A 12,666-nucleotide genomic window follows, 5' to 3' on the forward strand; every position below is an offset into this window, starting at 1 on the left:
ACGAATAATGAATGTAGAACTTAGAAGGGTGTTCACTTCTACATTCGTTATTCAACATTCGACATTCAAAATTTCAAAATGATCTCATCACTAATCTCCTGGTCGCTAAAGAACTGCTACATCGTGCTGGCAATGGCTGCGGCCTTGCTGGTGTGGGGTTTCATCAACGTACAGAAAAATCCCATCGACGCCATTCCCGATCTTTCCGAAAACCAGGTGATCGTTTTTACTGAATGGATGGGCCGCGGTCCGCAGATCATCGAAGACCAGGTCACCTACCCGCTCGTGAGCAATTTGCAGGGAATACCCAAGGTGAAGAACGTGCGCGCCACCTCCATGTTCGGGATGAGTTTTGTGTATGTGATCTTCGACGACAATACCGACATCTATTGGGCGCGCACCCGCGTGCTGGAGCGCCTCAATTATGCACAGCGTTTATTACCCGAAGGCGTTACGCCTACACTGGGGCCCGATGGCACCGGGGTGGGGCATGTTTTCTGGTATACGCTCGATGCCAGACAAATGGACCTCGGTGAGCAGCGGGCGTTGCAGGACTGGTACATAAAACTGGCCTTGCAAACAGTGCCCGGCGTAGCGGAAGTGTCTTCGTTTGGCGGATTCGAAAAACAGTACCAGCTCGTGCTCGATCCCGTTAAGCTGCAGTTTTACAACGTGTCGCTTATGGATGTAATGAACAAAGTGAAAGAAGCCAATAACGATGTGGGCGGGCGGAAATTTGAAATGAGCGATATGGCGTACATCATTCGCGGCCTTGGATATGTGAAGAACAAGGAAGACCTCGAAAGCATTGCTATCGGCAATTACAATGGCATTCCCGTTCGCGTGAAAGATATAGGCACGGTTCAAATGGGCGGTGATCTGCGGTTGGGCATTTTTGATGAGAACGGCCAGGGCGAAGTTGTAGGCGGTATTGTAGTAATGCGGTACGGCGAAAATGCCGATAAGGTGATCGCCGCGGTAAAAGAAAAAATGAAAGAAGTAGAGAAGGGCCTGCCCAATGGCGTAACCTTTAAAACCGCATACGATCGCAGCGAACTGATCCAGGCCGCTATTGGAAATGTTAAAACAAAGCTCATAGAGGAAATGGCGGTTGTATGTGTGATCGTGATCATCTTCCTGTTTCACTGGCGAAGCGCCCTGAGCATCATTATCCAGATCCCCATCACCATTGCCGTGAGTTTTATATTATTAAATGCCATCGGGCTGTCATCGAATATCATGTCGTTAACCGGTATTGCGCTGGCAATAGGGGTTATTGTCGACAATGGAATAATTATGAGTGAGAACGCCTATCGCCACCTGGCCGAATACCAGCAGCAGCAAAGCGCAAAATCATGATGCAATGACGAAACTATTTAACAAATTACGCGGAAAGGATAATTACCGGATTCCTGAACTGGTAAGAATGCAGATCATTGAAAAGGCCTGCAAACAGGTATCGCGCGGCGTATTCTTTTCCACCATTATTATCATCACCTCGTTTTTACCGGTCTTCCTGTTAACGGGGCAGGAAGGGAAATTATTCCATCCGCTGGCCTTTACCAAAACCTTCATCATGGTGGTTGACGCCGTGCTGGTCATTACGCTGGCGCCGGTGCTGATCTCCTTTTTTATGAAGGGGCGCTTCCGGCCCGAAACCGCCAACCCGGTAAACAGGTTCCTCGAGCGCATATATGAACCGGTGATCCGCGCCTGTATAAAATGGCGCAAAACAACCATTGCCATAAATATAATCGCGCTGGCCATCAGTATTCCGCTGCTGATGAGTTTGGGCCGCGAGTTCATGCCCCCGCTCGATGAAGGCTCGCTGCTGTTTATGCCGGTTACATTGCCCGATGTGTCGAACAGCGAAGTGAAACGTATACTTCAGGTGCAGGACAAGATCATCAAAACAGTTCCGGAAGTAAAGAATGTATTGGGAAAAGCGGGCCGCGCCAATACCGCTACCGATAATTCACCCATCAGCATGATCGAAACCATCATTCTGCTGAAACCGCAGGCCGAATGGCGGCCCGGCATTACAAAGAACGACATCATCAATGAACTGAATAATAAACTGCAGATACCCGGTGTTACCAATGGATGGACGCAGCCCATCATCAACCGCATCAACATGCTTTCAACCGGTATTCGTACCGATGTGGGCGTAAAAGTATATGGGCAAAACCTCGATACCATTTATGCTTTTGCACAAACCATCAAAAAACAACTGGAAGGCATGGATGGCGTAAAAGACCTGTATGTAGAGCCCATTACCGGTGGAAAATACATCGATATTCACATCAAACGCGATGAGATCAGCCGCTACGGGTTAAGCGTCGACGATGTGAACCGCGTAATTGAGATTGCATTGGGCGGTATGAAACTAACCACTACGGTCGAAGGCCGCCAGCGGTTCTCGGTAAATGCCCGCTTTGGCCAGGATTTTCGTAACAACCTCACTGCATTGAAAAGATTGCAGGTGCAAACGATGAATTATGGACCGGTGCCGCTGGAAGCGGTGGCTGACGTAACCATTGCAGAAGGCCCGCCAATGATCAATTCAGAAAATGCCATGTTGCGCGGTACGGTGTTGTTCAATGTACGTGAACGCGACCTCGGCAGTACGGTAAATGAAGCGCGTGAAAAGCTGGATGCCATGATCAGCAAACTGCCCAAAGGGTATTATCTCGAATGGAGCGGTCAGTATGAGAACCTCATACGCAGTGAACGCACCCTGAAAACGATCCTGCCGCTGGTGTTGCTGATTATCTTCATCTCCATGTATTTCGCATTCCATTCGGCGCGCGAAGCATTTCTCAGCCTGATAACGATCCCGTTTGCTTTGATCGGCGGCGCCTATATGATCTGGATCTGGGATGTAAATCTTTCCGTAGCCGTTGCAGTTGGGTTTATTGCGTTGTTCGGCCTGGCAGTGGAAACGGGCATTGTGATGGTGATCTATTTGAACGATGCCATGCAGCAGCTGGTTGCCAAAAAGGGCAATTCAAGGGAAACCATCACCAACGAAGAATTGCGCGAGCAGGTAATTGCAGGCGCAGCCAAAAGGCTTCGTCCGAAAATAATGACGGTATGCGTTTCGCTGTTTGCACTGGTGCCCATTTTATGGAGCCATGGCGTTGGCAGTGATGTTATGAAACCGATCGTATTGCCAATGGTAGGCGGCGTACTTACATCTGCCACGCACATACTGCTTGTAACCCCGCTGATATTTTTGATGGCAAAAGAATATGAGTTGCGCAGGCATGGTAAAATTGAAGTGCTGGAGGCTAAGCATTAAGCCAACAGGCAATTGGCAATAAGCAAGGTGTGCCAATTTACCTGTAGCGTCGAAAGTAAATGTGGCACACCTCAATAGCCACTCATCACAGCCTGGCAGCATTCACTAACGATAAAAAAGCATTATGTTCAAAAGATCAATAATAACCGCAATATTAGCAGGCGTAGCAATGTCTTTACAGGCCCAAACGCCAATGACATTGACCGACATCCTCACAACGGTTGAAAAAAACAACCCCGGATTGAAGATGTACGAAGCGGAAGCCCGCGCATTCAAAGAAGCCGCCAAAGGCGCTTACAGCTGGATGCCGCCTGAAGCCGGCGCCGGAATATTCATGACGCCGTATAATACGAAAGAGATAAAGGCCAACCCCGCAATGATGAATGAAGGCATGGGCTTTTTTATGGTGTCGGCGCAACAGATGTTTCCCAACCGGAAAAAACAGGATGCCGAAGCCGACTGGATGCGGTCTATGTCGACAGTGGAAACGGAGAAGAGAAAAGTAGCGCTCAATGAATTGCGGTATGCGGCAAAGAAAAGCTACTATGAATGGCTGGTGTTGCAGAAAAGGCAAATGGTGCTCGATGAAGGCTCCCGCATTCTCGATTTTATGATCAAAAGTGCCGAAATACGATATAAGAACGGCCTGGGAAAGATCAGCGCCTATTATAAGGCAAAAGCCGCCCTGGCCAATATCGAAAACATGAAGCTGATGCTCGATAATGATATCCGCCTGAAGCGCATAATGCTAAACAGCCTCATGTATCGCAAGGTAGATCATGAATTCACTATCGACACGTTGTATACCTGGAAAGATTTTCCGGCTTCCATACTCGACTCGGCTTACCTCATTGACCGTCGCAGCGACATCCAGGCTTTACAACGTAATATAGAAGTGAACAACCTGCAACGCAATGCCGAGCTGGCCAAATTAAAACCCGAGTTTGGCATCAAGTACGATCACATGATAGGGTTGGCCGCGCAGCCTTCCCAATTCTCCCTGATGGCAATGGTTAAACTGCCGTTGGCAAAATGGTCGTCTAAAATGAACAAGGCAAAAGCGGAGAGCCTGGTTTGGCAGAATGAATCACTGAAAAGCCAGCAGCAGATGATATTGAACGAGGCTGCCGGTATGGCCGGTTCTGCGAGAACCGAGCTCGAAACCAAAAAGAAACAGATGCGGTTATACGAAACCCAGATAGTTCCGGCGCTGCAAAGGAATTTTCAAACCATGCAACTGGGCTATGAACAAAATACCGAGGAGTTGTTTGAACTGTTCGATGCCTGGGAAGCATTGAATATGACCCGGCTCGAATACCTCGATCAGTTGAAAGCAGCGCTGTTGTTACAGGCAGAACTGGAAAAAATACTGGAGGTTAAATAATGAAAGTTTATGAGTAAGATACTTAAGATATTATGGGCAGGCGGGTGGCCAATAATCAAAAAGCAATTGACAACAGGTAATACTGAACGGTTGCGTGAACGAGCCGTTCAAACAGAGTCAATGAGTAATAAAACAATTGCCAATTGCCAATTGCCGATTGCCAATTGGTATTTGCTTATTGCCTGTTTACTGGTGCCGGTTGTTTTCACGGCCTGCCGTGAAAATAAAAAAGACCAGCCCGAAACAAAAGCAAACGTACAGGACGCCTACACCTGCCCCATGCATCCGCAGATCATTAAAGATAAACCGGGCAGCTGTCCTGTGTGTGGAATGGACCTGGTAAAGAAAACGCCCGATAGCCATCGGCACGGCGAAAAGGTGGAAGATATTACGCTGAACGATCTCCTGCGCCCTTCGAACCAGTATGTGCTTTCGGGTATCCCTACTGTACATATCCAGGAACGGGATGAACCGGTTGAAATAACTGCCTATGGCTTTATAACATACGATACCCGCGAGGTGGGCACGGTTTCTACCAACGTAGCAGGCCGCATTGAAAAGTTATATGTGAAATTCCGGTATCAGAAAGTGAACAAAGGACAAAAGATAATGGATATCTACAGTCCCGAGTTATTGACGGCGCAGCAAAACCTGTTGTTCCTGCTGCAACATGATGCCGGTAACCGGTCGCTTATTTCAGCCGCCCGCCAAAAACTTTTATTGCTGGGCATGAGCGATCAACAATTGGATCAGGTTATAAAAAGCGGTAAACCTGCTTTTGCCGTTTCCATCTACAGCGGCTACAGTGGTCATATTCATGAAAGCGGCGCGGCGGAGGCCATGCAGCAGCAGTCGCAAACGGGAATGAAAGATGTTTCGCTCATCACCGAAGAGCTGCCGTTAAAAGAAGGCATGTATGTAACAAAAGGCCAGAACCTTTTTGTGATCTATAATCCATCAAAAGCCTGGGCCGTGCTGAATATTTTTTCCGGGCAGGCGGGCATGGTAAAAGTGGGCGATAAAGTGCGCATTTCGCCCGAAACAGCGCCCGACAAGGATTTCAGGGCCGACATAAGTTTCATGGAACCGTTTTACCGGCCCGATAGTAAAACTGCAACCGTACGTGTGTATTTCAACAATCGCAATATGAACATACCCATCGGCAGCCAGGTAAAGGCGGTGATCTTCGCCGGCGCCCGCTCAGCCCGCTGGTTACCCGAAGAATCGGTGCTCACCCTCGGCCTCGATAAAGTAGTGTTCATAAAAAAAGATGACGCTTTTGTTGCGCATAAAATTGAAGCCGGCATCGTAAATAACCATCTTATACAGGTGTTGAACGGACTAACTGAAAAAGATGAAGTGGCGGCCAATGCCCAATACCTGGTAGACAGCGAGAGTTTTATAAAAGTGAAACAATAGGAAATTATGCTTCAGAATATTTTATATAATGGTACGGGCGGCAGGAGTTGGTTTCAACTTCCGTTGCGTCGTATGCCGGCGATAATTGCCGGCAACCCGGCCGCAGCGCCGGTGACATTTATGCGCCTTGTTATTTACGCAGCTTTTTTTGCCATGCTGTTGTTATCGGCCTGTAAATACAATAAACCGGCTGAAACCGCCAAAAACGACACATATTATACCTGTTCCATGCACCCGCAGATCATGCAGGATAAACCAGGTACCTGTCCTATTTGCCATATGGACCTGATACCGGTTAACCGATCGAACGAAGCAAAGGACGAACTTATGCTCAGCGATGAACAGATCCTGCTGGGCAATATTCAAACCGATACCCTCGGCCGTGCCCTGATGGGTGACAAAGTGGTGTTGACCGCCACCCTTAATTTCGATGAAATGAAGGTAAACACAGTGAGTGCACGCGTTATGGGCCGGATAGACAGATTATACTTCAAAAACACCGGCGACTACATAAAAAAGGGCGATCATTTATTCGATCTCTACAGTGAAGAATTGAATACCGCCAAACAGGAATACCTTGCGGCGCTCGAGCGGCAACAGGCATTGGGTAATTCAATTGTAGATTTTGAACAACTTATAGAAGGCGCAAAAAACAAGCTCAAGCTGTGGGGGGTAAGCGAATCGCAGATAACGGCCCTGGCAAAAACAAAAAAGTTTTCACCCCTTACCGCATTTTACAGCACTGCTTCCGGTTATGTTACTGAACTGCCGGTGAAAGAAGGCCAGTATGTAATGGAAGGCGGCGTTATAGTAAAACTGGCCGATCTGTCGACCCTGTGGGCCGAAGCGCAGGTATATGCATCACAGCTGGCCGCAGTTGACTACAAAGGCGTAGCCACTGTACAGTTACCCGATATGCCGGGCAGGGAAATAAAGGGAAAGGTAACATTTGCCAACCCCGAGATCAGCACCGATACCCGTATCAATTTATTACGCGTATCCATTCCCAATACCGGTAACCGGTTAAAACCCGGTATGCCGGCTTATGTAGTACTGAAAAGCAGCGGCGGCAACGCCATGACGCTGCCCGTAGATGCCGTACTGCGCGACGGAAAAATGGCCCAGGTTTGGGTACAAACAGCAAAGAATACGTATAAAAGGAAAATGGTTGAAACCGGGTTGGAGAGCGGTGATCGCATAGAAATAAAGTCGGGGTTACAGAACGGGGATGTTGTGGTAATCACCGGCGCTTACCTGCTGAACAGCGAATATATTTTCAAAAAAGGCGGCGAAATGATGGAAGAACATAAACACTAATTGCGCAAGGCTTGTTCCATTTGGCCAGCCAGGTTCTTTGACATGTTGAAATACGCATCTGCATAAAAAAAGCGTCCCGATATTTGTCGGGACGCTTACTTAATTGTGCGTGATTTGACGGTTATCTTACTTTACTTTATTTACAGTAGTTTCTTCTACGTAAGTGTGGCTTCTGTTGATCGAGTAAACTTCAGTAGTGCCATTCTTTTTAGATTTCACCACTACATTCAGGGCTGCATCACTTAAATCATCAGATTTCAACATGAACTTTTTAGAAAGACCAACACCTTTGAATTTTTCAGCGTACAGGATGTTACCATACTCATCGCGGAAGGTTACCGTGTATTCATCTTCTACGGTTGATTTCAGGTTCAGTTCAAATACAGGTTGGTTTTCTTTATTGCCGATGAACTTCAGTTCAGTTACATTTTTTGATGGACCTTCTTCATTAGCCAGTGCTGTGTTAGAGAATGCGAAGGTTAAAGCGACTAAAGCGATAGCGATAAATCCAAAATTCCTCATTGCCTTTTTCATAATTCGTATTTTATATAATTTTTTTAAATTCTGTTGATTGCTTAACTATGGAGTAACAATCGTGTAAGGCAGGCAATTCGTACGTCTTTTCGAAAGAGAGAGCAACTTTGCTTTGAGGTTCACCGGTTGGTGATTGCTGTTTGTTGCGTTTCGTGATACAAACTTATGACACAAATGAAGGCGGCAAAAAACAACTCTATTTCGTTTATAGGATGGTTAAGCATATTAAGAAATGTTAAAACCGCCGTCTGGCGCGGGTTGTAGAGGAAATAATGCATGATGCCCAACCCGTTTTCAGGGTATTCAAAATGGCATCAGTTAATGATTCATTAACATACAATCTGCCTGCGAAACCATTTTCAGCCATTTCAGTGCTTCGAATTGGGCATTGTTCTTACAGGTGGCGCGCGTTATACAGCTTCATTACGAATCGCGATGCTTTTGCACCCTTTGCCTGGTTGGTTTTCGATACTTTTTGCATCTTTCACTCAATCAATGGAATATACTTTAAATTGACCGCTAACGATTGTTAGCTTTTATAACAAATATGGTTATCTTTGGTACCACTAAAAATGTTTCCCATGTCGGTTCAGGAGTTGGAAAAGATCTTTTTGAATAAAATTGAACAGGAAGTAAAGATTGAGCCAAAGGATTGGATGCCAGACGCTTATCGTAAAACGCTGATACGGCAGATCTCCCAGCACGCACACAGTGAGATCGTTGGTATGCTGCCCGAAGGCAACTGGATCAGCCGTGCACCCAGCCTTAAACGCAAGGCCATTTTGCTGGCCAAGGTGCAGGATGAGGCCGGTCATGGCCTGTACCTGTATTCGGCAGCCGAAACATTAGGCACAACCCGTGAACAAACCATCCTCGATCTGCATAGCGGGAAAGCCAAGTATTCTTCCATTTTCAATTATCCCACACTAACCTGGGGCGATATAGGCGCCATTGGGTGGCTTGTTGACGGAGCCGCTATTCTGAATCAGGTGATGTTGTGCCGCACTTCATACGGACCGTACGCGCGGGCCATGGTGCGTATATGCAAAGAAGAAAGTTTTCACCAGCGCCAGGGGTTCGATATACTGATGGCCCTTTCGAAAGGCAGCCCCGAGCAACGTGAAATGTGCCAGGATGCTATCAATCGCTGGTGGTGGCCTTCATTGATGATGTTTGGCCCGCATGATGGCGAATCAACGCACAGCGAGCAAAGCACCCTGTGGAAGATAAAACGCATGAGCAATGATGAGCTGCGCCAGAAGTTTGTTGATATGATCGCTGAACAGGTAAAGGTGCTGAACATGACATTGCCCGATGACAAATTGAAATGGAATGAAACAACCAAACACTACGATTTTGGTGAAATAAACTGGACGGAGTTCTGGAATGTGGTTAAAGGCAATGGCCCCTGTAATAAACAACGGCTCGATGCACGGCGCAAGGCATGGGACGAAGGCGCCTGGGTGCGCGAAGCCGCCAGTGCGCATGCCGCCAAACGCAAAATGCGCGAAGAAAAGAAGATCGCATAATAAATTCTAAAACGATTGTAATGAATATACGGCTCACAAAATATTACTACGGTGACATACCAGAGGATAAAGGTGGCGGATTAAAAAATATTCAACGTAAAACAGGCAGTGAAGAACAGGCTGGCGGTGGCGCCGACTGGCCGCTGTGGGAAGTATTTATTCGCAGTAAACAGGGTATCGATCACAAACATGTGGGCAGCCTGCATGCGGCCGATGCTAAAATGGCCATTGAAAATGCCCGCGATGTATATACGCGCCGGATGGAAGGTGTAAGCATTTGGGTGGTGGAAAGTAAATACATACATGCCAGCAACCCCGATGAAAGCGCATCGTTGTACGAACCGGCCAATGATAAAGTGTACCGCCATCCTACTTTTTACGATCTGCCCGATGAATTGACACATATGTAGAAGGGGTGAATGGTAATTGGATTCCAAATTCCTCAAACAATGAACGAAACATTATATAACTATACCCTGCACCTGGCCGATAATGCTCTTATTCTGGCGCAACGCAACAGCGAGTGGTGCGGGCACGGACCAGTTCTGGAACAGGATATTGCCATAACCAATATTTCATTAGACCTTATTGGCCAGGCGAGAAGTTTGTATCAGTACGCAGCCGAATTGTCAAATAACATTTTTTCCTCTACCACCGGGGCCAGAACCGCTACGGAAGACACGCTGGCCTATCTGCGCGAAGGCCGCGCATATAAGAACTGCTTACTGGTTGAACAACCCAATGGCGACTGGGCGCAAACCATTCTGCGGCAGTTCTTTTTCAGCACCTGTCAATTCTTTTTATACCAACGCTTACAAAGATCGGCCGACAGCACCCTGGCAGCCATTGCTGAAAAGTCATTGAAAGAAGTGACCTATCATGTGCGCTGGAGCAGTGAATGGGTAATACGCCTCGGCGATGGTACTGAAGAAAGCCGCAACCGTTTATTGAATGCGCTTGATGACCTATGGCCGTTCACCGGTGAAATGTTTACACCTGCCGGTTATGAAACAGATGCTGTTAACCTGGGATTCGGTGTAGATGTAAAAGCCATAAAACCGCTGTGGGAGCAACGCGTGAACGAGATCTTTGCAGAAGCAACCCTTTCCTCCCCAATAACAGGCAGTGAAGGCGTGTGGATGCAGAGCGGCGGCAAAGAGGGCGTGCATACCGAACAGTTGGGTTTTATACTGGCAGAAATGCAATCGATGCAACGTACGTTCCCGGGATGTGAGTGGTAAGGTAAATGTGATAATGTGATATATGCTAATGTGGTAATGAAATACAGCAGGCAATAGGCAATGCACTCAACTGATAACATATCAACCCAAAATATCTGGTCCATTCTCGAGACGGTATGCGACCCCGAGGTGCCTGTGCTATCTGTCATCGATCTCGGAATAATCAGAGATGTAAAAATAACCCGGGCCAATGACGAAGACCAGATAGAAGTGGTGATTACGCCAACATATTCCGGTTGTCCGGCCATGGATGTAATACGAATGAGCATTAGGATGGTATTGTTGGAGCATGGATATAAGAACATTAAAATAAGCACCATTCTGTCACCCGCGTGGACAACCGACTGGATGACCCAGGCCGGGAAGGAAAAATTAAAGGCTTATGGTATTGCACCGCCAAATCCCAAACAACAGGTTTGCAATACGCAGTTATTTGCAGAAGATGAAGCGGTGCAGTGCCCGCATTGCAATTCATACAATACCCGCCGCATCAGTGAGTTTGGTTCAACCGCCTGTAAATCGTTGTTCCAGTGTAACGACTGCCTGGAACCGTTCGACTATTTTAAATGCTATTAATACTATTTACAGCATAGATTGTACTGCCTAAACAAAGAATTATATGTCATCTGTTCTTTTTACTATTGAAGGAAGTATTGCCACTATTACGTTGAACCGGCCCGATAAATTGAATTCTTTTAACCGCGAAATGGCGTTGTTACTGCAAAAAAAGCTCGATGAATGCATCGACAGGGCGGTTCGCTGTGTGTACATAACCGGAGCGGGTAAAGGGTTTTGTGCCGGGCAGGACCTTGCCGAAGTAGTTGACCCCGAAGGCCCCGGTATGCGGCGGATCCTGAGCGAACATTACAATCCTGTCATTACCCGCATCCGCAATTTGCAAAAACCTGTGGTAGCCGCGGTGAACGGCGTGGCCGCCGGCGCAGGCGCCAACATAGCACTGGCTTGCGATATTGTGGTAGCAGCGCAGTCGGCATCGTTTATACAGGCATTTTCAAAGATCGGCCTGGTGCCCGATAGCGGCGGTACGTTTATGCTGCCCCGGTTGATCGGCTGGCAAAAAGCAAGCGCTATCATGATGCTGGGCGATAAAATTCCTGCCGGGCAGGCCGAACAAATGGGCATGATCTATAAAGTAATTCCCGATGAAGATTTTTCGGAAGAAAGCAAAAAGATAGCGTTTACCTTATCTCAATTACCCACTAAAGGGTTGGCCTACACTAAACATGTGCTCAGTAAAAGCATGACCAACAGCCTCGAGCAACAGCTGATGCTCGAAGATGAATACCAGCAACGCGCTGCAAACACTTCCGATTTCAAAGAGGGTATTCAATCGTTCCTCGAAAAGCGGGCGCCGGAGTTCAGGGGTGAGTAAAAGTTGCCGGCAGTTACGTGATGGATAGGTGCTTCACAGCTACCTGTTGCGCTGAAAGTAAATGTGGCACACCTGCAACGAACTTGTTTAAACATTGCATTATGTCAGAAAGTAAAACAAGAACCACCGCCATCATCGATGCCATGATGGCTAAGGATTATTTCAGCCAGTGGCTCGGCATTGAGCGGCTGGAAGAACAGGATGGTTTCTGCAAATTGAAAATGACAATACGGGCTGAAATGTGCAACGGGTTTGAAATTGCGCATGGCGGCATCAGTTATTCCTTTGCCGATAGCGCGCTTGCCTTTGCATCTAACAGTCATGGCCGGCAGGCCGTTTCAGTGGAGACTTCTATTTCGCATATTAAACCGCTTAAAAAAGGCGATATCATAATTGCTACAGCAGAAGAAAAAAGCCGCAGTAATAAGATCGCTATCTATGAAGTGCGGGTTGAAAAAGAGAATGGTGAACTGGCGGCGCTTTTCAAAGGCACTGTCTTCAGGAAAGAAACCGAATGGAACGTTTAAAGTGTGCCACATTTAGCTCAG

General features: G+C 47.2%; 12 protein-coding genes. 11 read left to right on the forward strand and 1 reads right to left on the reverse strand.

Features of this window, described 5'->3' with window-relative positions; all coding sequences use genetic code 11:
• Positions 1-78 precede the first annotated feature (78 nt).
• From A4R26_RS35955 to A4R26_RS33290, 5 genes are all read left to right on the forward strand, one after another.
• The gene (locus tag A4R26_RS35955; RefSeq protein WP_081171344.1) at positions 79-1,359 is read left to right on the forward strand and encodes an efflux RND transporter permease subunit; all 1,281 of its coding nucleotides are present in this window, start codon (positions 79-81) and stop codon (positions 1,357-1,359) included.
• Positions 1,360-1,363: 4 nt separating this feature from the next.
• Positions 1,364-3,301, forward strand: coding sequence for an efflux RND transporter permease subunit (locus A4R26_RS35960; RefSeq protein WP_081171346.1), 1,938 nt, complete (start codon positions 1,364-1,366; stop codon positions 3,299-3,301).
• Between the two features lie 124 nt (positions 3,302-3,425).
• Positions 3,426-4,685: a TolC family protein gene (locus A4R26_RS33280; RefSeq protein WP_081171348.1), complete on the forward strand. Its 1,260-nt coding sequence runs from the start codon at positions 3,426-3,428 to the stop codon at positions 4,683-4,685.
• A gap of 120 nt (positions 4,686-4,805) precedes the next feature.
• Positions 4,806-6,104: a heavy metal-binding domain-containing protein gene (locus A4R26_RS33285; protein WP_081171350.1), complete on the forward strand. Its 1,299-nt coding sequence runs from the start codon at positions 4,806-4,808 to the stop codon at positions 6,102-6,104.
• A gap of 6 nt (positions 6,105-6,110) precedes the next feature.
• Complete coding sequence (locus A4R26_RS33290) at positions 6,111-7,421, forward strand: efflux RND transporter periplasmic adaptor subunit (protein ID WP_081171352.1); 1,311 nt, start codon at positions 6,111-6,113, stop codon at positions 7,419-7,421.
• Between the two features lie 126 nt (positions 7,422-7,547).
• Here the strand turns inward: A4R26_RS33290 and A4R26_RS33295 are convergent, their stop codons facing one another.
• Entirely contained in the window at positions 7,548-7,955 is a 408-nt protein-coding gene (locus A4R26_RS33295) for a hypothetical protein (RefSeq protein WP_242675089.1), read from the reverse strand.
• Positions 7,956-8,536: 581 nt separating this feature from the next.
• On the opposite strand from A4R26_RS33295, the gene paaA reads away from it, so the two are divergent.
• The 6 genes from paaA to A4R26_RS33330 all read left to right on the forward strand — a co-directional run bounded on the left by paaA (position 8,537) and on the right by A4R26_RS33330 (position 12,645).
• Positions 8,537-9,484 carry a 1,2-phenylacetyl-CoA epoxidase subunit PaaA gene (gene paaA / locus A4R26_RS33305; protein WP_107685933.1) on the forward strand — a complete coding sequence of 316 codons (948 nt, stop codon included), beginning with the start codon at positions 8,537-8,539 and terminating at the stop codon, positions 9,482-9,484.
• Positions 9,485-9,504: 20 nt separating this feature from the next.
• A complete protein-coding gene (paaB, locus tag A4R26_RS33310; RefSeq protein WP_081171358.1) occupies positions 9,505-9,894 on the forward strand; it encodes a 1,2-phenylacetyl-CoA epoxidase subunit PaaB in 390 nt (129 codons plus the stop codon).
• Between the two features lie 39 nt (positions 9,895-9,933).
• Positions 9,934-10,725: a 1,2-phenylacetyl-CoA epoxidase subunit PaaC gene (paaC, locus tag A4R26_RS33315; RefSeq protein WP_081171360.1), complete on the forward strand. Its 792-nt coding sequence runs from the start codon at positions 9,934-9,936 to the stop codon at positions 10,723-10,725.
• 60 nt (positions 10,726-10,785) lie between these two features.
• Positions 10,786-11,301, forward strand: coding sequence for a 1,2-phenylacetyl-CoA epoxidase subunit PaaD (paaD, locus tag A4R26_RS33320; protein ID WP_081171362.1), 516 nt, complete (start codon positions 10,786-10,788; stop codon positions 11,299-11,301).
• Positions 11,302-11,344: 43 nt separating this feature from the next.
• Positions 11,345-12,118, forward strand: coding sequence for an enoyl-CoA hydratase-related protein (locus A4R26_RS33325; RefSeq protein ID WP_081171364.1), 774 nt, complete (start codon positions 11,345-11,347; stop codon positions 12,116-12,118).
• 101 nt (positions 12,119-12,219) lie between these two features.
• Positions 12,220-12,645: a hotdog fold thioesterase gene (locus A4R26_RS33330; RefSeq protein WP_081171366.1), complete on the forward strand. Its 426-nt coding sequence runs from the start codon at positions 12,220-12,222 to the stop codon at positions 12,643-12,645.
• Positions 12,646-12,666: the final 21 nt, after the last annotated feature.

The sequence above is a fragment of the Niastella populi genome (genome assembly GCF_002078015.1).
In the GTDB taxonomy this organism is placed as follows: domain Bacteria; phylum Bacteroidota; class Bacteroidia; order Chitinophagales; family Chitinophagaceae; genus Niastella; species Niastella populi.